The 20690-nt window shown below is 33.8% G+C and carries 18 protein-coding genes and 1 pseudogene; 6 read left to right on the top strand and 13 right to left on the bottom strand.

The window, feature by feature from the left end; translation table 11 throughout:
- Positions 1 to 204: 204 nt before the first annotated feature.
- The 8 genes and pseudogenes from uvrB to JSQ73_RS03760 all read right to left on the bottom strand — a co-directional run bounded on the left by uvrB (position 205) and on the right by JSQ73_RS03760 (position 8537).
- Positions 205 to 2139, bottom strand: a complete 1935-nt coding sequence (gene uvrB, locus JSQ73_RS03800; protein WP_214249655.1) for an excinuclease ABC subunit UvrB — start codon at positions 2137 to 2139, stop codon at positions 205 to 207.
- Between the two features lie 86 nt (positions 2140 to 2225).
- The gene (locus JSQ73_RS03795) at positions 2226 to 2987 is read right to left on the bottom strand and encodes a cytochrome c1 (protein ID WP_214249654.1); all 762 of its coding nucleotides are present in this window, start codon (positions 2985 to 2987) and stop codon (positions 2226 to 2228) included.
- Positions 2987 to 4213 (bottom strand): cytochrome b, encoded by a 1227-nt coding sequence (locus JSQ73_RS03790; protein WP_214249653.1) that lies wholly within the window; start codon positions 4211 to 4213, stop codon positions 2987 to 2989. The genes JSQ73_RS03795 and JSQ73_RS03790 overlap by 1 nt, the downstream gene beginning before the upstream one ends.
- A 130-nt stretch (positions 4214 to 4343) precedes the next feature.
- Positions 4344 to 5012 carry an ankyrin repeat domain-containing protein gene (locus JSQ73_RS03785; protein ID WP_234301904.1) on the bottom strand — a complete coding sequence of 223 codons (669 nt, stop codon included), beginning with the start codon at positions 5010 to 5012 and terminating at the stop codon, positions 4344 to 4346.
- Positions 5013 to 5048: 36 nt separating this feature from the next.
- The gene (locus JSQ73_RS03780) at positions 5049 to 5429 is read right to left on the bottom strand and encodes an ankyrin repeat domain-containing protein (RefSeq protein WP_369409687.1); all 381 of its coding nucleotides are present in this window, start codon (positions 5427 to 5429) and stop codon (positions 5049 to 5051) included.
- Between the two features lie 352 nt (positions 5430 to 5781).
- A complete protein-coding gene (locus tag JSQ73_RS03775; RefSeq protein WP_214249652.1) occupies positions 5782 to 6945 on the bottom strand; it encodes an ankyrin repeat domain-containing protein in 1164 nt (387 codons plus the stop codon).
- Between the two features lie 254 nt (positions 6946 to 7199).
- A pseudogene (locus JSQ73_RS03770) lies at positions 7200 to 8195 on the bottom strand (ankyrin repeat domain-containing protein).
- Positions 8196 to 8285: 90 nt separating this feature from the next.
- Positions 8286 to 8537 (bottom strand): J domain-containing protein, encoded by a 252-nt coding sequence (locus JSQ73_RS03760; protein ID WP_234301644.1) that lies wholly within the window; start codon positions 8535 to 8537, stop codon positions 8286 to 8288.
- Positions 8538 to 8706: 169 nt separating this feature from the next.
- Here JSQ73_RS03760 and JSQ73_RS03755 point away from each other — a divergent pair, with 169 nt between their 5' ends.
- A complete protein-coding gene (locus JSQ73_RS03755) occupies positions 8707 to 9279 on the top strand; it encodes a NifU family protein (protein ID WP_214249700.1) in 573 nt (190 codons plus the stop codon).
- Complete coding sequence (gene hisS, locus JSQ73_RS03750) at positions 9276 to 10499, top strand: histidine--tRNA ligase (protein WP_214249651.1); 1224 nt, start codon at positions 9276 to 9278, stop codon at positions 10497 to 10499. Before JSQ73_RS03755 ends, hisS begins: the two co-directional genes overlap by 4 nt.
- On the opposite strand, the gene surE is transcribed toward hisS, so the two are convergent.
- Entirely contained in the window at positions 10496 to 11266 is a 771-nt protein-coding gene (gene surE / locus JSQ73_RS03745) for a 5'/3'-nucleotidase SurE (RefSeq protein WP_214249650.1), read from the bottom strand. The genes hisS and surE overlap by 4 nt on opposite strands.
- 202 nt (positions 11267 to 11468) lie before the next feature.
- Positions 11469 to 12860 carry a hypothetical protein gene (locus JSQ73_RS03740; protein ID WP_214249649.1) on the bottom strand — a complete coding sequence of 464 codons (1392 nt, stop codon included), beginning with the start codon at positions 12858 to 12860 and terminating at the stop codon, positions 11469 to 11471.
- 145 nt (positions 12861 to 13005) lie between these two features.
- Here JSQ73_RS03740 and JSQ73_RS03735 point away from each other — a divergent pair, with 145 nt between their 5' ends.
- Both JSQ73_RS03735 and JSQ73_RS03730 read left to right on the top strand, forming a co-directional pair.
- Positions 13006 to 14280, top strand: a complete 1275-nt coding sequence (locus tag JSQ73_RS03735) for an APC family permease (RefSeq protein ID WP_214249648.1) — start codon at positions 13006 to 13008, stop codon at positions 14278 to 14280.
- A gap of 70 nt (positions 14281 to 14350) precedes the next feature.
- Positions 14351 to 15637 carry an APC family permease gene (locus JSQ73_RS03730; protein ID WP_214249647.1) on the top strand — a complete coding sequence of 429 codons (1287 nt, stop codon included), beginning with the start codon at positions 14351 to 14353 and terminating at the stop codon, positions 15635 to 15637.
- A 28-nt stretch (positions 15638 to 15665) separates the two neighbouring features.
- On the opposite strand, the gene JSQ73_RS03725 is transcribed toward JSQ73_RS03730, so the two are convergent.
- Complete coding sequence (locus JSQ73_RS03725; protein ID WP_214249646.1) at positions 15666 to 16091, bottom strand: hypothetical protein; 426 nt, start codon at positions 16089 to 16091, stop codon at positions 15666 to 15668.
- A 137-nt stretch (positions 16092 to 16228) separates the two neighbouring features.
- On the opposite strand from JSQ73_RS03725, the gene JSQ73_RS03720 reads away from it, so the two are divergent.
- The gene (locus tag JSQ73_RS03720) at positions 16229 to 17257 is read left to right on the top strand and encodes an aspartate-semialdehyde dehydrogenase (protein WP_214249645.1); all 1029 of its coding nucleotides are present in this window, start codon (positions 16229 to 16231) and stop codon (positions 17255 to 17257) included.
- Between the two features lies 1 nt (position 17258).
- On the opposite strand, the gene JSQ73_RS03715 is transcribed toward JSQ73_RS03720, so the two are convergent.
- A complete protein-coding gene (locus JSQ73_RS03715; protein ID WP_214249699.1) occupies positions 17259 to 18335 on the bottom strand; it encodes a 5-(carboxyamino)imidazole ribonucleotide synthase in 1077 nt (358 codons plus the stop codon).
- A gap of 106 nt (positions 18336 to 18441) precedes the next feature.
- On the opposite strand from JSQ73_RS03715, the gene apaG reads away from it, so the two are divergent.
- Complete coding sequence (apaG, locus tag JSQ73_RS03710) at positions 18442 to 18846, top strand: Co2+/Mg2+ efflux protein ApaG (protein WP_012481895.1); 405 nt, start codon at positions 18442 to 18444, stop codon at positions 18844 to 18846.
- A gap of 202 nt (positions 18847 to 19048) precedes the next feature.
- On the opposite strand, the gene JSQ73_RS03705 is transcribed toward apaG, so the two are convergent.
- Positions 19049 to 20647: an ABC transporter permease gene (locus JSQ73_RS03705; RefSeq protein ID WP_214249644.1), complete on the bottom strand. Its 1599-nt coding sequence runs from the start codon at positions 20645 to 20647 to the stop codon at positions 19049 to 19051.
- Between the last annotated feature and the right edge of the window lie 43 nt (positions 20648 to 20690).

The following is a 20690-nucleotide window of genomic DNA, read 5'->3' as shown; positions in this document are numbered from 1 at the left end:
CAAATTTGTTGTGAGATTTAATTTGTTAAAGTCTGTACATAATCTCGAGAAAGAAATAAGTTCAACAATCATTACCTATAAGATAAAAGGTGAAAATTTGAAATTATCATGAACTGGCTCATTTTTCTGCCACTCGAATGATGTTCTTTCAATTGTTGGTAAATCAAAGTCAGTTTAACTATTAATTATTTATCTTTTTTCTAGTTATTCAACGGGCCTATTGTTAAATCTTTCAATAATACCTTTTATTTTTGCCGCCTCTTCAAACTCTAAATTTTCAGCATGCTTCAACATTTGCTTTTTCAGACTATTTAGATCATCCTGACTAAAATTCTCAACTACCACTTTTTCCTGTAAAGTATTTGATATAGGCTTTATTATAGTTTTTGGTACAATATTATTCAGTGTATTATGCTCTGTCTGTTTCTTTCTTCTCCTTTCAGTTTCTTTCAATGCACGATCCATAGAATTAGTAATTTTGTCTGCATATAAAATTACTCTGCCTTCAACATTTCGTGCAGCACGACCTATCGTTTGAATGAGCGAAGTCTCTGATCGTAAAAACCCTTCTTTGTCAGCATCTAAAATTGCAACCAATCCACACTCGGGAATATCAAGACCTTCCCGCAACAAGTTAACGCCAACAAGAACATCTATTTCTTTAGATCTTAATTTGCATATAATTTCAATTCTTTCCAGTGCACCAATATCTGAATGTAGGTAAGTTACTTTCATACTGAGCTCACTCATATGCTCAGCTAGTTTTTCAGCCATTTTTTTTGTCAATGTGGTAATTAGAATACAAAACCCTTTTTTTATCGTCACTTGTGCCTCATGAATCACATCATCAACCTGACTCTCTGTTGGTTTTATGATGCAGATGGGATCTGTCAGTCCTGTTGGGCGGATAACTTGCTCTATAAATGCGTGATTAGTCTTTTCTAATTCATATTTTCCTGGAGTAGCCGAAACGTAAATAGTCTGTGGCCGTATTGCCTCCCACTCTTCCAATTTTAATGGACGGTTATCAAAAGCAGAAGGTAGCCTAAAACCATAATCTATCAATTTCTTTTTACGTGCTTCATTACCGCTATACATTGCACCTATCTGGGGAATGGTTACATGGCTTTCATCAACAAATAAAATTACATCTTTAGGTAAATACTCAAACAATGTAGGCGGTGGATCTCCGGCTTTCATTCCGTAAAGATAACGCGAATAATTTTCAATACCTTTACACACTCCCGTTGCCATCATCATTTCAATATCAAAATTAGTACGCTGCTCAAGGCGTTTTGCTTCAACAATTTTGTTCTGTGAATAGTAATAATCCAGGCGTTCATGTAGTTCTTTTTTAATCAATTGAACTGCTTGCAAAAGAGTCTCACGTGATGTAGTGTAATAGCTATTTGGAAAAATGGTGACTGTATCTATGCGTCTGATAATATTTCCGTTCATGGCATCAATCTCAGAAATTTCCTCTATTTCATCACCAAACAATGATAAACGCCAAGCTTTATTTTCATAATATGCAGGAAATATATCAATAATATCGCCGCGCACTCTGAAATATCCTCGCTCAAATCTGACATCAGAACGTTTATATTGGAGATTAACTAAATTATTCAGAAAGTCATTAACATGAATCTTATCTCCAGCACTTAAAGTCAAGGTCATGCTGAGATAGCTCTCAGGCGAACCAAGACCATATATACAAGAAACACTCGCAACTACAATCGTGTCCCTATGCTCCAAAAGAGAGCATATAGCAGAATAGCGTAGCATATCAATTCTTTCATTTATTAAAGAGTCTTTTTCAATATAAGTGTCTGTTTGTGGCGAATAAGCCTCAGGCTGATAATAATCATAATAAGAAATGAAATATCCAACAGCATTGTTGGGGAAAAATCCTCTCATCTCCTCGTAAAGCTGTGCCGCTAAAGTTTTATTATGCGCCATAATTAACGCAGGCCTGTTTGTTCTTGCAATAACATTTGCCATAGTAAAAGTTTTTCCAGAGCCAGTTACTCCAAGTAAAACCTGATCTCTTTTTTTGTTATTTAGTCCTTCAACTAAACTATCTATTGCTTGTGGTTGATCCCCAGCTGGCTGAAAATTTGTAACTATTTGAAATGCCATAATCCCTATACTTTCATAATATATTTATCATTACATAATACACATGATATTATGAGTAAGGTATAAAAACGAGCGTAAATGAAGTTTTATTTTCCTTTTTTATAGAGTTGGCTCCAAACTCTATTGTTAGTGAGAACAAAAAATACTGTCAAAATTATAAAATATGTCACTATTTTTAGCCCAAGTTTATGTCGGCGCTCCAGTTCTGGCTCTGCTGCCCATTGTAAGAAATTTACCACATCATATGCCATATTTTCAACTGTGGCTTGCCTTGTACCATCATATTCTACCATTCCTTCAGAGAGTGGTGGTGCCATAGCTAACCTGCCTGTTGAAAAATATGGATTAAAATATAAACCGTTCTCATCATGTTCACCGTTTTGATAACCAATTAGTAGTGAATAGACATAATTTGCACCATCATGTCTTGCTTTGACAATTAATGATAAGTCCGGTGGAATTGCTCCATTGTTGCTTGCTGCAGCTGCTTCTTTTGTATCAAAAGGTGTAATAAAATAATCCGAAGACACTCCCGGCCTATCAAATATTTCACCCAAATCATTCGGACCATCTTTAACTTGGTAAGAGGCTGCAATTTGTTTTACATCCTCTTGAGAAAAACCAACATCTTGCAAATTACGAAACGCTATTCTATTCATTGAATGGCAAGCAGCACAGACTTCCTTGTATACTTTATAGCCACGCTGAATTGACTCTCTATCGAAAGATCCAGTAATTCCATCAAAACTCCAGTCGATTTTCTTATTTGGTAAAGGTTTAAACTCCTCTGCAGACAAAGAATTAGTGAGAGATAATATACAAAATACAGCAACTTTAACCAACAGCATCACTTCATCTCCGGAACGGAATCGTTTATTGTTTTTGGTAATTTTTTTGGTTTCTCATACTTACTAAGTAAAGGTAAAACTATCACAAAATATGAAAAATAATAAAGAGTTGAGAGCCTACTTAAAGTAATATAAGGCTCTTTAACTTCCTGCCCCCCAAGCCAAGCAAGGAATGCAAAATTTATTGCAAAAACCCAAAAAAATTTCTTAAATAATGGGCGATAAGCACCACTTTTAACCTTTGATTTATCAAGCCAAGGCAAAAGAAACCAAACTAAAATAGATCCAAACATGGTAAGTACACCAATAAGCTTATTTGGAATTGAGCGCAACATCGCATAAAAAGGTAGGAAATACCACTCTGGTACTATGTGTACTGGAGTTACCATAGGATCAGCTTCTATATAATTATCAGGATGACCAAGATAATTAGGGGCATAAAAAACAAATCCAAACAAAATTATAAAAAATAAACCAAAAGTTATGCAGTCCTTTGCTATATAATAAGGATAAAAAGGAATAGTGTCCTTACCTGACCTTACTTCTATTCCACTTGGGTTATTAGAGCCAAATCTATGCAGAGCAACAACATGCAACATAGCTAAAGCAATAATAATGAAGGGCAGAAGATAATGAAGGGCAAAAAAACGATTAAGTGTTGGGTTATCAACGGAAAAACCACCCCACAACCATATAACTATTTTATTGCCAATTAAAGGTGTGGCTGAAAATAAGTTAGTTATAACTGTTGCACCCCAAAAGCTCATTTGTCCCCATGGAAGAACATATCCCATAAAGGCAGTTGCCATCATTGCAAAAAATATAAATATGCCAATAAACCACACCATTTCTCGCGGTCTCTTATAAGATCCGTAATATAATCCACGCATGATATGAACATAGACCACCATAAAGAAGATTGACGCCCCAACAGCATGAGTATAACGTATCAGCCATCCACAACTTACGTCACGCATTATACGCTCCACACTATTAAATGCATGATCAACATGCGGAGTGTAGTGCATGGCAAGAAATATACCTGTTATTATCTGTAAAATTAGTGCTATACCAGCCAAAGAACCAAAATTCCAAGCATAATTTAAATTTTTTGGTACTTGATAAGAAGCAGTATGTTTTAGAAAAGAAAATATAGGCAGTCTATACTCTATCCAACCTAATATACCTTTTTCTTCTGTTATTTCTTTCTTGCTATCATCTTCCATAACTTAAAGTTTTTTCATCTTAACTCATTTTATTGTAACAACTTACCTACAATTCACAATAAAAAGTTTAATTTAAATAATAGATTTCACGAAAACAAGCACTCAGACTTGAGTGCTTGTTTTAACTGATTTAGAGGGATTTTTGATGACATACACCTTTAGATATTGTTGAATTGCTTAATAAACTTCGAGGACATTGATCAAATTTTTCAAACTCATTAATTATCATCTTGATATCCCTTTCTATAGCACTAACCTTTCTTTCTCTAATTTGCTCCAATGTCAAAAGTGAATCATCCAATGGTCTTGAATATTTCCTCCTGATAAACTTTCTGATTACCACGTCAGCTAGCAGAGCTGTTCCATTAAAATCAACTTGCGAAAAATCAATTGGGCTTCCAGTCAAATGTGCAACAGATTGCTGTGCAGGAGGTAAAGCAGGGGCACTCTGAAATAAGTTACTGAGTGCAGCAGTTGTTGAAGTTCCCATCCAACTAAATACACTATTAATAAAAGAAGAAGGCCTGACTGCACTGCTTGGTGCAGGATCTGGATTTACATTGATACTCTCTGCCTCTGCAGCAATTTCTTTTATCGTTTTACCTGGATAAAATAACTTAACATAATCTGATGGTGTTTCGTTCCTTATATTCTTAACATTATCAATATCAGCACCATTATCGTATAATAGCTTAATTATTTTTGGACGTTTTGAACTAATAGCCAAATATATAGGTGTTTGCCCCTGTTTGTTTTGAACATTGACATCAGCTTTATATTTAACGAGAAGTTCAACTATTTTTTTGTAATCTCTTCGGATAGCAGCATGTAGACACTAATCTTGTGAATAATCATTAAAATCAAACTTGCCATCTGGACTAGCACCATGATTAAGTAGGACCTCTATTTTTTCCGAACTATTTTTATCTATAGCCCAGCCTATAAGAGTACGTTTTTCACCAGCATATGAAAAATAACCACTAATGCTAGCCTTTTCATCGATTAGAAGCTCTATCATTTCTTTGGTGCCCTTTGTAACAGCATAGTACATAGGAGGCACACGAAAAAAGTCCTCAATATTAACATCTGCACCATTCTCAATTAAAAATCTCATCATTTCTAAATCTTGTTTACTAACAGTAATCGATAAAGGTGAGTTACCATTTCTATCTTTAGAGTTAATAACATTAGTAGTATGTGTCTTTCCTTCTCTAATATACTCCTCAGCTTTTTGAAAATCACGTTCCTTTACTGCAGAACGTAACCCATCTCTCCATTTTTAACTTCTGTTTTTGTAACCATAACCCTCCTAAAGGATAAAATTTTTGCCCTTATACCACATAATTTGGGCATATGCTAGTGAAATTTATATGTAAAATTAAAAAAAATTTACAACGCAAGAGATTGTTATTTGATCACGTGCTACATTTAGTTTTTGTACAAAACACCATAATCCTCCTTAGTTTACTTAAATTGCGTAGCAGCTTATTCCCAACATATAAGAGCTTAAACTTAAAGAGGATTATATGAAAACAAGCACTCAAATTTGAATGCTTGTTTTAACGGATTTAAAGAGATTTTTGATGACACACGCCTTTAGATATCGTTAAATTGCTTAATGAATTTTCAGGGCATTTATAAAATTTTTCACACTTACTAAGTGCTGTCTCGAAGTTTTTTTCTATAGTGTTAAGCTTTCTTTCTCTAATTTCTTGTATTGTGAGAAGTGAATCTTCTAGTGGGCTTGAGTATTTTTTCCCTGTGAACTTTCTGATCATTACATCAGTTAGTAGAGCTGTTCCATTAAAATCAACTTGTGAAGAACCAATAGGGCTACAATCTAAGTGATCAACAGATTGCTCTGCAGGAGGTAAAGCAGGAGCGCTGCTGAATAAGTCGCTGAGTGTGGCAGTGGTTACCCAACTAAATATACTATTAATAAAAGAAGAAGGTTTTACTGCGCCGCTTGTGATGCTGCTAGCTTCTTTAAAATCTGCTCTGGTAGAAGTTGAGAAAGAATTCACTGTGCTACTTGACGAGCCTTCAGTATTACTAACTTCCAATTCTATCTTAATTGCTTTGGTAGGGGATAATTGAAGACTCGCTGCACTACTTACCAAATCTGTGCTGTCGTTATCGTCTTTAATAACTACTTTTATAGAAGTTAATTCTGCTTCACAGTCAGCTTCAGTAGCATTGCTCAATACAGATTCTATTTTTTGAATTTCACTACTACTACATTCATCTTTTCTAGCATCTCCAACAACATTTAATGCTGTTTTGCCATAACGACTTTGAATACTAGCATCAGCACCTCTACAGAGTAGGAGTTTTACCATATCTAAATGACAATCGTTAGATGCTAAGTACAAAGGTGTACAGCCTTGATAATTTTTAGCATTGATGTTAGCACAACTATCAAGTAAAAACTTTGCTATTTCTAGTCTGTTATGTCTAGCAGCGATGTGCAAGGGAGTACTCAAATATTGATCACTAATAGTAGTATTAACATCAGCACCGTTTTTACATAAAAACCGTAATACCTTTAAATTACCTAAGAGAGTAGCATGATGTATAGGTTTCATATAGTATTTTTCATAATTCAAAACCTCATTTTTTATTTGTTTATGCTCTATCTCTTCAATACATTCTTTAACTTTTTGAAAATCACCTTTGCCTATAGCAGAAGCTAATTTTTCCCCAAATGTCTCAATTATTTTTTGTCTTTCCATCAAATACCTACTAAAGTACAACATCCTTGGCTTTATATCACACAATTTAGTATGTGCAATTGAAATTTACAGAGAAAAATTTCAATTGTTAAAAATGAGGTCTTCCAACAACCTATCATTTTAACTTTCGTACAAGACATGCTGAGCTTCCTTATTCAAAATTTTTTGCTCTTAATAAGAAGCAATCTGCTTGAGAAGAGGAAATAAGGGATAGAAAAATAAGCACTCAAATTTGAGTGCTTATTTTAACTGATTTAGAGAGACTGTGATGATGAAAACCTAGATATTGTTGAATCTCTAAATGAACTTCGAGGACATTGATAACGTTTTTCACAATTACTAATTGCCGTCTCGAGTTTTTTTTCTATAATATCAAGTCTTGTCAGAGGTGGATTGTCCAGTAGCTTTGAATACTTTTTCTCTGTGAATTTTTTGACCACTACATCAACTAGTAGAGCTGTTGCATTAAAATTAACTTGTGAAGAACCAATTGGGCTACCAGCCAAGTGATCAACAGATTGCTGTGCAGAAAGTAAAGTAGGAGCACTGCTGAATAAGCCATTGAGTGTGGCAGTGGTTACCCAACTAAATATACTATTAATAAAAGAAAAAGGTCTTACTGCACTGCTTGGTGCAGGATTTGGAGTATCACCAGCTTCTAACTCTAACTTAGTATTTACTCTAGCAAAAAGTAATAGTTCTGTACAATTATTTTTATGAAATCTTAACACAGCTAAGAATATTTTTTTTATGTCACAGCCATCACTGCAAAGACTTTCATAACCTGGGATAACCTCAAATGCCGTTTTGCCATTTGCATTTCTAATGATAATATTATTAATGTTATTATTGAGCAGAAGATTCGCTATATCTAGTCGACAATAAAAAAAGGCTAAGTGTAAAGCTGTAAAACCTTGCATTACTTAGGAAGTGGTACTACTAGTACAATGATATATCATTTCTTTTATTTCTGTTTTGCTATTCATGGTAGTAACGTACGAGTAAGGAACAAGACATCCATCACTAACAGCATTAATATTAGCATTATTTTTAAGCAAAAACCGCACTATCTCTAAGCTACCTCTATAAACAGCAAGATGTATAGGTGCCATACCATCTTTTTTACCATTAATAATCTCTTTTTCTTTATTTATATATCTTGCCTTTTTAACATATCTTTTAACTTTCTTAATATTAAGCTCATCTATAGCCGCAAATAAATTCTTTCTCAATCTCTCAAGTTTTTTCATCAAATACCTCCTAAAGAATAATGTTTCCGGTTTTATATCATGCAACTTAATATGTACAAGCAAAATTTACAGAGAAAACAATGGTTAAAATTAAGTCTTCATCAACCTATCACGTGCTGTGTTTAACTTTTGTGCAAAATATTCCGATCCTCCCTTGTCTGGATGGACCAGTTTCATTAAATTTTGGTATGCCTGATTGATTTCATTTTGGCTTGCCTCGGAATTCAGCCCCAGTATTTTTAATGCTTCATCTTTGGACATATTATCACCAGTGTAATTTTTGGTGTAACTTTTACTGCTGTTAAATTCGTTCAAAAACTTACTTAATATAGAGTTCATCATAAAACTTATGTTATTTCTCTTTGCCAAAAAGAGAAAGAATACAACAACGCTAGGTAAAACAAACGTGATTATTGTGAATATCAAAAAAAGGAAGAAGATGAATGACATGTATATTTTTTTATCATTTTATGATTAAATAGTAACAATTATAATTGTCATGGTAAATAACATGTTTATCCAGATTGAAGAAACACCAAACCCAAACACGCTAAAATTTCTTCCTGGTTTTGAAATTATGAGCGAAGGAGAAACAGCTGATTTTTCAAATGCAGATGAAATAAAGAACTCTAAACTAGCAGTAAATCTTTTTCAAATAGAACATGTTGTAAGAGTATTTTTTGGTCATGATTTTATTTCGGTAACAAAATCAGATAGAATGAATTGGGATATAGTAAAGGTGGAAATTTTAACTACAATTATGGATCACTTTACTTTTGGTGGAAAAGCATTTGATAAAGAAGGAGTAAGTGATAATAAAATGCTAGAGGAAGAATTCTTTAATGAAAATGATATAGAAATTGTAAATAGAATAAAAGAATTGATGGAAAGTTATATTAAACCTGCAGTTGCTCAAGATGGTGGTGATATCAAGTTCCGTGGCTATAAAGACGGAATAGTTTACGTTAAACTGCAAGGAGCTTGCTCTGGGTGCCCAAGTGCTGCAATTACCTTAAAACAAGGAGTGCAGAATATGCTAAGCTATCACATACCAGAAGTTTCAGGTATAGAGACTATGCTATGACTAATCAAAAAGTTAAAGGAACGAAAGATCTTCTGTTTGATGAATGGTATAAATTTACATACATAGAGCAAACAGCAAATAGAATCTCAAGTTTATACGGCTTTTTACCTGTTCAAACTCCGATATTTGAATACACAGAAGTCTTTACAAAGACTTTAGGTGATAGTTCAGATATCATAAATAAAGAGATGTATACTTTTATTGATAAAGGAGGAAAGAGCATAACTCTACGTCCTGAATTCACAGCAGCGATTGTCAGGCTACTTATTGAAAAAAAACTGCAAACACCGATAAAATTATTCTCAACAGGACCTGCATTTCGCTATGAAAGACCACAAAAAGGACGACAAAGACAATTTCATCAGATAAATTTTGAGGTTTTTGGTATAGAAAATCCAAAAGCTGATATTGAATTGATATCACTCGCTCAGCATTTGTTAACTGAATTTGGCATCAATGAGAATGTAAGACTGAAAATCAACTCTTTGGGTGATAGTGAAACAACAAGTAAGTATAGAGAAGCTTTGATATCGTATTTAAAAAAGTTTCAAAATGACCTATCAGAAGATAGTCAAAATAGATTGATTAAAAACCCACTCAGAATACTAGACTCTAAGGATAAGATAGATAAAGAAATAATCTCTGACGCACCAAAAATCAGTGATTATTATACAAAAGAATCTTCATATTTCTTTGACCAGGTGTTAAATGGACTGCAAGCTCTTGGCATACCTTACACTGTAAATAGCAAATTAGTTCGAGGTCTAGACTATTATTGTCACACAGTATTTGAATTTGTCACAGAAGATTTGGGTTCACAAGGAGCAGTTTTTGCCGGTGGAAGATACGATAATCTAGTATCTTCAGTAGGTGGAAAACACACTCCAGCAATAGGATTTGCAGGGGGGATTGAGCGTATAATGGAATTAATCAACTATGCTGAAAAAAAAGAGAGGCCTATTTATATAATTCCAATCGATGGAGAAGCTGAAGAACATGCTCTAACACTTGCAAGTGAATTACGTAGAAATGGTTTATATGTGATTTACGAATATAGTGGAACTCTAAAAATTCGCATGAAAAAAGCAAATCAAGCAAATGCAAAAGTTGTATTAATCTTTGGTGATGAAGAGCTAAGCAGTAAAATTTTAAAAATAAAAAACATGGACACGGGTGAAGAAAAAATGATTGCTCGCGATAAAATCGTAGAAAATATCTAATCAGAAGCAATAGGAGTGTTAGCTATAGAAGAAAATTCCTCTGCACAAGAATTTTTCATAGCATTTAATATATCATAATCTGTAAAATCTAATTTTATCGGTGTAATAGTAATAAAACCTCCTTTTATTTTATCTACACTACCACTGCCTGAGTGTTCCCGAGACCAATTTAAGCTCAAAGAACCATTCAAATTTTCAGTAAAAGTTAAATCACCATCAATGTTATATTCACCTTGTTCAGCAAATTCGACCCCTTTCACTTTTTCTGTAGCAGGAAAATTTATACTCATTACTATATCTTTAGGCCAACCAACTTTCATTAGCTTGCTGATAACCTTTGGTGCAAAAACTTTTGTATTGTTCCAGTCTATTTTATCATGATAAACTTGGCTCAGCGCAATAGAACGTATAGATCTTGCAGCACCTTCCATTGCAGCACCGATTGTGCCTGAATAACAAATATCATCGCCGACATTTGATCCAATATTTACTCCAGATAATATTAAGTCTGGTTTTTTATTCATAATTTTATTTAACGCGATAATGACACAATCTGCGGGAGTACCAGACACACTAAACTCCCTTTCACTATGTTGGTTTATTCTAATATATTGTTTCACTGGGTAATCAAGAGATCTTGCAGATCCACTCCTGTCAGTATCTGGTGCCACTATCCATACTTCCGATGCAAAATTGTGTGCAATTTCTTTAAGTAGTCTTATTCCTTCACTTTCAAAACCATCATCATTTGTTATCAATATTATCATATGTAATACTCACCTATCAAAGTATACTAATGAGGTTTGAAGTTTCTTTTCATAACCATAACAAAGAACCTGCTACAAATCAATAAGGAAAAATTAGAAGGCAGCCAGATTGCCATCGCCTAGGTTGCTGTGAGTTAATTGTAAGTACCAATTTTAGCTTCACGCCTAACTCACAATCAAAGCTTAGACAAGTCTTAGGGCTTTAAGCAGCAGAGAATCTTGTATGCCCTGCAAAAAATGCTTTCATCTTTTCAAGATAAGTAGATGATTTTTTAGAGATTTCTATATTATCTATTACAGCACTTACTGCTTCCCTGATATCCTCATCTGTAATTAGTTCTTTCAATTTCTGCTTTATAGGACCCCTTCCAACTTCTTGGCCATATCTATTATAGTAATCGACATACAACTTATTAAAGACAAATTGCTTTGCCTCTTCCATCAACTTACCCATACTATCTTTTACTTCAGGATCCATACCATTCTCAGAGTAGAAATTGTTAAAATTATTCTTTAAAATCTTCATCTTTTTGCTTTCATAATGATTGAGAAACTCTTCTGTAATGCTTGGCATTCTTTCGTATACTTGAGCATTTACCTCAACTGTAAAGTTGTTTTTTGCTTCAAGGCAACTAAGCGAATAAATAATACGATTAAACATTCCAAGATGACATTCACCACTTCCTTCTTGTAAACGCATGAGTAACATGCATTTTAGTAAATCTACATCTAACTTTTGATTCTTGGCTGCAGCTAAAACTAAGTTTGCAGCTTGTGTTAGCGTTAATTCAGTTCTTGATTCTCTATAAGTTGCTCCATTGGAACCATTAAAATTAAGATAAAGTTTTAATTGCTCTTTTTGCTCAGTTGTCAGCTCATCTGAATTATTTATGTAGTCTTCAAACTCTTTATTGAGCACATTTGACTGGTTCCCAAATTTCTGCTTTAAATCTTGAGCGCACTGAAGAATGCTATACTCAAAACTACTCGTATGGACACTCTTGCTGCCGGTTCCTGCATCACTTACATTAAACAAAAAGCTCATTTGCTTTACACTTAAATCCAGAGGCGAGAAGAGCTTTATTAATGGATACCTTATTAACTCAAGAAGTGCTACTGGGATCAATAATATAGTATTAATAAGCACTAAACATATTCTAAGACCCAACGCTCTACTAAGCTCTGATATCTTCGATGAACAATACAAAAATGGTAATTGGATACAATATATTGAGTATATAGAAAAAAATAAAATCTTATCTTTCAACCCTATTGTTGGGTCATTATATACTTCAGAAAAAATGTTATCATCACTATTTTCATTTTTGAAAGATTGATAGCTATTTGTAATCTTTTCTGTAAAAATAGAACAGAGCTTATGCAGTCCGTAGTACAAAACACAAGTGGCAAGTAAAACCGCAAGTGTTCCAAAAACAGCTAACACCTCACTTGAAGTTTTGGCAAGAAGGAATGCATAAAGCGCATCAATAAAGATCTCAAGTAAGTAGTCAAATAAAAAAATTGCTCCAATAGCAGCACCAACTAATAGAACATATCCACAAACAACCAAAAATGTTTTTAACCTCGGATTCATAAACCACTTCTTAATAACCTATTAATATACTTCTCATTATATGCTTAAATTAAAAAAATGCAAATTTTTATACAAAAAAGATCAATTGAAATTTTCGAGCTTCAGCTATATTGTTAATATATTCAGATAAAAATTAAACATTGTCGTGTCAAATAAAATAGGCTTTTTGGCTGTTTTTGCCTTGGTGATCAGCAGCCAAATCGGCTCTGGAATTTTTATGCTCCCAATTAGCCTTGCGCCTTATGGCGCTTATAGCCTTATAAGCTGGGTGATATCAGGATTTGGCGCTATATCTCTTGCTTTAGTTTTTGCTTCACTCTGCGCAAATTTTCCAGAAACGGGTGGTCCTCATATTTATGTGAAACATGCCTTTGGCTCTACAGCAGCTTTTTTTGTTGGCTGGACATATTGGGTAAGCTCGTGGGTAAGCTCAACAGCTGTGACAATTGCAAGTATCGGTTATTTAGCCCCGCTTTTTCATAATGATATACAAGATATACGTTTGCTTTTAGAAATAACATTAATTTTAGCTATTATGCTAATAAACTTAAGGGGAGTAACTACTGCTGGGCATGTTGAGTTTCTGCTGACCATTGTTAAAATTATTGCACTTCTCGCAATACCTATTGCAGGGTTGTTTTTCTTTGATAAAAATAATTTTATTGTAAGCGAGGAAGTATCAAACTTTACAATATCACAAACTCTTGCTCGTTCTACACTCCTTACTCTATGGTGTTTTATTGGACTTGAATCAGCAACAGCACCTGCAGGATCCGTCAATAATCCAGCTAAGACAATACCAAGAGCTATAGTGCTTGGAACAGTCTGTGTTGCTGTGATATATTTCATCAATAGTCTTTCAATTATGGGATTGATAAGTGGTAATGAACTAGCTAGTTCAAAAGCACCATATGTTGATGCGATAAAAATTATGTTTCCAGGTAATTGGCATTTAATTATTTCTGTTGTTGCCTTTATCGTTTCTGTAAGTAATTTAAATGCTTGGTTTTTAGCTGATGGACAGGTCACCTTAGGCCTTGCAAAAGACAAGTTAATGCCGCAATTTTTTGGCAAAAAAAATAAGCATGATGCTCCATTATGGGGAATAATACTCAGTACTTTGGGGGTGTTAGTTTTACTTATCCTAACGTCAAACAAAAGTTTTGCTGAGCAAGTAACTTCAATAATTGATATCTCTGTGGTGTCATTTTTGTTTATCTACTTAGCATGTAGCCTTGCTTTTCTCAAAGTTAATATACAAGACAAAAGCTACTGCAAATTTTTAATTGGAGGTGTGGCTGTATCTTTTTGCTGTTGGATAATATACGATACTTCTATAAAAACATTGTTAATATCAAGTCTATTCCCTTTAAGCGGAACACTTATTTATCTACTTTGGTATCATAAACTAAAAACTTAACTTAAATTTTTTATTTGCTAAAATCCTTAAGCTATACTACTGGCTTACATTAATAGAATTAAGAGGTGTTGTGTCAAATAAAATAGGTTTTTGGGCTGTTTTTGCTTTAGTCATTAGTAGTCAGATCGGCTCTGGGGTTTTTATGCTTCCAATTAGCCTTGCTCCATATGGCGCTTATAGCCTTATAAGTTGGATGATATCAGGAGCTGGTGCTGTGTCTCTTGCGCTAGTTTTTGCTACGCTATGTGCAAAGTTTCCAGAAACAGGAGGTCCTCACGTTTATGTGAAACATACTTTTGGTCCTGCTGCAGCGTTCTTTGTTGGTTGGACATATTGGATAATCTCATGGGTTAGTACAACAGCTTTAATAGTTGTGGGTGTTGGCTATCTTACACCATTTTTCCATGAAGATATCAAAAGTATGAGTTTATTTTTAGAGCTGTTGTTATTTACAATTATTACATTAATAAATTTAAGGGGAATAGCTACTGCAGGGCACGTTGAGTTTCTGCTCACGGTTGTGAAGGTTGCTGTATTGCTTGCAATACCTGTAGCAGCGTTGTTTTTTTTCGATAGAAATAATTTTATCATAAGTGAAGAGATATTAAGTCTTACAACATCGCAAATTCTTGCCCGCTCTACACTCCTTACTTTATGGTGTTTTATTGGACTTGAATTGGCAACAGCACCTGCAGGGTCAGTTGATAATCCAGCTAAAACTATACCAAAAGCTGTGGTGCTTGGCACAATTTGTGTTGCTGTTATATATTTTATCAACAATTTTGCAATTATGGGATTGATCAATGGCAACAATTTAGCAAGTTCAAGAGCACCATATGTTGATGCGATAAAAATTATGTTTTCTGGTAGTTGGCATTTAATTGTTTCTATAGTTGCATTCATTTTTTGTGTTGGCAGTCTAAACGCTTGGGTTTTATCTAGTGGACAAGTTGCTTTTGGTCTTGCAGAAGATAGACTAATGCCAAAATTCTTTGCTAAAAGGAACAAGCATGGCTCTCCTTTTTGGGGAATAACAGTTAGTTCAATTGGAACTGCAATTTTACTAATTCTCACTTCAAACAACAATTTTGCCCAGCAGATTACGTCGATTATTGACTTTTCTGTAATTTCATTTTTGTTCGTTTATCTTGCGTGCTGTTTTGCCTTTCTAAAGATTATTATACAAGAGAGGAGTTGTTATAAGCTTTTAATTGGTAGCATAGCAACAACCTTTTGTTGTTGGGTGATATTAGAAAATCCTGTAGGTACTCTGCTGATTTCGAGCCTTTTCACTGCAAGTGGCATACCCATTTATTTATTTTGGTACTGCAAAACTTCTGTGCAACAAATTCAGTAGTGAGAGATACACTTTAAATGGTTAATATTTATGGTCCAAGATTTTTTTTTTCTTTATCTACTTGTTCAATATTACCATTCTCAAGTTTGCTACCTACTTCTTCTATGCGTTTATTATCTATGTAGATCTCATTTTTTGCTTTATTAGAAAGACCTATTTGCGATTGCAGTTTTTTATACTCTTCTTTTTCAGGCGTGAAAATTTTCACTAAAAATCTTCCCATTATTGGTATTGAACTTAAAAAATCTCTTAATCCAAAAGATTCTTGCTTCTTGTTTGAAAGATGCTGGTCTATCTTAGAAATTTTCACACCATACTTTTTATCATCAAAATTTATCGCTGGCTTGCTTTTTTTCGAAAGAACATTTTGAATCTCTAATCTATTGACTTTTTCAGGCTTTTGAAATTCAGATACTGCAGGTTTGACCTTAGTGTCATCATGTTTTTTACTCATTTCATTCTATCATGCAATATTACTAGTATCTTATAATTATAACTAAATTATGGTTAATTGCAAGGTAAGAATATTAAAGTAATTGTAAATTTTATCAGTAAAAATATAATATAGCTTTAAAGTCAGAGGTTTATCTAATGGGATATAAAATTGCTGTTATTGGAGCAACAGGAAGAGTAGGGCGTGAGGTATTAAGCGCGCTTGCCGAGTTTCAAGACGAAGGAAAAATTTCAATAGATTCTGTTATTGTATTTGCATCAAAAAAATCAGAGGGAAAAAAGGTAAGTTTTGGCGATGAAGAATTAACTGTCTTAGACCTTGAGAACTACGATTTTGTTGGAATTAATATAGCAGTTTTCTGTGCTGGGTCTCATGTTTCCGAGAGATACGTACCGATTGCAACTGAAGCTGGATGTATTGTCGTAGATAATACCTCTCGTTTTAGGATGAAAGAAGGCATGCCACTAGTTATTCCAGAGATCAATAAAGATAAAATTACGGAATATAAGAATCACAACATAATATCTAACCCAAATTGTACTACAATACAGATGTTGTTGGCATTGCATTTATTGCACCAAAAAGCAAAAATAAAGAGAATCGTTGCTTCAACTTATCAATCAACTTCTGGTGCAGGTAAAGCAGCAATGGATGAACTCTACAACCAGACAAAAAAAATATTCATGAACGAAGCTAAAAAATCTAAAATATTTCCTAAGCAAATAGCATTTAATTGCATTCCCCATATAGGAGGGTTCATGGAAGATGGCTCTACAGAAGAGGAATGGAAAATGCAAGAGGAAACAAAAAAAATTTTAGGAGAGAATATAAAAGTGACTACAACTTGTGTAAGAGTGCCTGTCTTTATTGGACACGCTATTGCGGTAAATGTAGAATTTGATCAGCATATAACTGAAAAGGAAGCTCGTGAAATGCTCAGTGAAGCCGAAGATAGTGGAATTTTAGTGTATGATAGGCGTGAAGACGGTGAATATACGACTCAGATTGATACTGTACAGGAGAATGCTGTATATGTATCGCGTATCAGACAAGACAGTACCATAAAATATGGACTCAATATGTGGATAGTAGCTGATAATCTACGCAAAGGTGCAGCACTAAATATAGTGCAGATCTTGGAGATCTTGATCAAAGAGCATTTATAGCTCAATAACTTAAATCTATATTGACATGTCCCATTTTACGCTTGTCCCTAACCTCTTTTTTCCCATATATGGTTAAACTAGCTTTTTCGTTGCTCAAATATTTGTGAGAATTATATATATCATTACCTATTATATTTTTTGTCATGCAAGGAAAGCGTAATACTACTTCCTGCATAGATAGCCCGCATATTATCCTAACTAGCTGCTCAAATTGACTAACGTTGCATGCATCCAAGCTCCAGTGGCAAGAATTGTGGGGTCTTGGGGCCAGTTCATTAACTAGTAATTCATGATTTTGAGTGATGAAAAATTCAATAGCTAGAATTCCTACTACATCAAGCGCAGTTACTATTTTCTCTGCAGTTTTTTGTACCTCTTGGGCTAATTTATTATCTATTTTAGCTGGTGCTATTGAAGTATTAAGTATTCCGTCAACGTGGTGATTCTCTGCTATAGGAAAAAAAGCTACTTTACCGTTTTTATCTCTTGCAACGACTATTGAAACCTCTTTCAGTAAATCAACACTTGCTTCAAGAATGTACTCTTTATTCCAATCGAAGGAAGCAAATTGATTCAGTTCAGAATCATTTTCAATCACATATTGTCCTTTTCCATCATAACCCATTTCTGTTGTTTTTAGCCTCACTGGATAGCTAAAAGTTTCACTACTTTCTAGTAGCTGATTATAATTTTGTATACTTTTGTAATCAGCAGTTTTTATGCTTAAATCTCTAATAAAATCTTTCTCTCTCAGTCTATTTTGCGAAATGTGTAATGCCTTTTTGCCTGGATAAAAATCTGTATGCTGCGACACAATATCAATTGCACTACATGGAATATTTTCAGACTCAATAGTGACTAAATCCACACTCTGTGCAAAAGATTCAAGTGCCCTCTTATCACAGAAGTCTGCTATTGTTAAGTCATCAGCAACAGAACAAGCTGGATCGTTTTTAGCACTGGCAAAAATATGCGTTTTGTGCCCAAGTTTTATTGCAGCGATAGCAGTCATTTTACCCAATTGCCCACTTCCTATTATTCCTATCACTTTTTTATCTAGTGGATCTGTTTTGTTCATCATGTAAATTAATACTTCCTCGTTAGAGTACGATAATATGCTTGGAAAATCCATGAAAAAAGTGTATAATTGAAGTGTGTTAAATTTTTATCATGAACACTTTACGATGACCATGAAATACACACTTATTACTAATTCTGTTGAAGTTACAGTTTTGCCGATTTACATTGAAGAGCAATCCATTCCTTATGAAAATTGTTATGTATGGATGTATAATGTTAAGATAAAAAACAAAAGCTCATCAACCATTCAATTATTAAGTCGCTATTGGCAAATAATAGATCATAAGGGAAAAATAAATGAAATTGCCGGAGTTGGTGTTATTGGAGAACAACCTGTAATAAAATCTGGAGAGGTATTCAAATATACAAGTGGAACATACTTAAATACACCATCAGGAATAATGCAGGGTAAATATGAATTTCTGAACGAAGAGAGCATAAAAACCTTTGATGTTATGGTACCACCCTTTTCCTTAGATAGTCCATACGTTAACACTAGACCTCATTGATCATCAAGATAGTGTATTTGTTTAAGTGCATCTGAAATCAGTGCTTCTTGTTTTGTCATTTGAGCTTCCATAATGTCATCCGAGTAGCTGATACTGAGATCCAACTAAGTTGATAAACACGAAAGCACTGACCATTTGCTTCTATAGTTGTCTTTTTTCGTCTATCTTATTTTGTTACTTTGCTGAACAGATGCAAAATAGTTTATTTTTGATTCTTATCATCAAGTGTGAATAAGATTATTGTGGAGGTTAAACCTATAATAACTATCATTAACGAAAATGGGGCAGCTTCTCTGTAACGCTCATCGCTGACAAGTTCATATACTCTAGTTGATATAGTTTCAAAATTAAATGGTCTGATAATTAGTGTTGCCGTGAGTTCTTTTACCGTATCCATAAACACGAGCAGAAATCCCGATAGTATGCTTTTCTTGATAAGGGGAATATGAATATTCAGGCACGTGGAAATAGGTCCATGACCCATAGTATATGCAGTCCATTCAATTTCATTTGGTGTCTTTTTGAGTCCCGACTCTATCGCCTTGAAAGATATAGCAAAAAAACGAAATAAATATGAGTAAACTAATGCGCCAATAGTTCCTACCAAGCTAATTTCTACAATATATTGAGTAATGAAAGAAGATATTCTGCTTAAAAACATTATTATGCTAATTGCAATAATTGCATTTGGAATTGCATATCCAAGAGAAATGAGACGTGCTATATTGCTTATTACCTTATTTTTACGTGCTGTATATCCAATAATTATTGCAATGCTGATCGAGATTAGCGCGGTAATAAATGATAAACTAATACTGTTTGTTATTATATTATAAAATCTTGCTTCGTATATGAAAAAGCCTTTCTCTATGCTCCAATATATAAGTGGAATTATTGGTAAAATAAAGCCTATTAATATCGGCAATAAACACATAAGATAAGAAAAGATCAACGATATAGAACCGTTTATACTACGTTTATTGTGATAATCTGCATTAGTATTGATTGAAGAGTAAGATATTTCTCTTTTTTGTAGTTTTTTCTCGATAACTATTAGTGTTGCAACGAAAATCAGTTCTGCAACTGCCAAAACAGTAGTTGAGTATTTTTCATGCAGTAAAAACCAAGTACGGTATATTCCTGTCGTAAAAGTATCGATAGCAAGAAACTGTGGTGTGCCGAAATCTGTAATTACTTCCATTAGTACCAAGGATAACCCAGCTATAATTGATGGACGTATGGAGGGTATGATTACAGAAAACAGACTCTGTAATGAGGAGAACCCAAGTGTTGATGCAATAGTGACTGAGTTACTAACGCTCTTTAGACTTGAGCGGACCAACATATAAACGTATGGATATAGACTAAATCCCATTACTAATATTCCACCACCTAGGGATTTGATCTCGGGAAACCAATAGTTACCTTTGCTCAATTGAAAAGTATCTCTTAACAAGCTCTGAATTGGACCTGAAAACTCTAACGTGTTTACATAAACAAACGATACTATATATCCAGGAATTGATATCGGAAAGAATAAGGCAATCTCAAAAATTCTACTTCCGGGAAACGAAAAAAATGTAGTAAGCCAAGCTGGAATTACTCCAAATATAAAGGATATTAACCCTACTCCTACCATCAAAATCAACGTATTGAGTATATATTCAGGAAAAAGTCTACTAATTACCCATCCAGAATTTGCTGATTCTGTAAATAGAATCGATATTAACGATAGTATAGGGCAGACAAATAATACACTTACTAAAAACAAGAATATATTTTTAAATACTCTCAGAAACATTAACTTAAATCTATATTTGATATTAAAATGTTATATGCAAAAA

Origin of the sequence: Wolbachia endosymbiont of Anopheles demeilloni (assembly GCF_018491735.2) — a bacterium.
Classification (GTDB): domain Bacteria; phylum Pseudomonadota; class Alphaproteobacteria; order Rickettsiales; family Anaplasmataceae; genus Wolbachia.
This window is presented reverse-complemented; position numbering and strand designations above follow the sequence as displayed.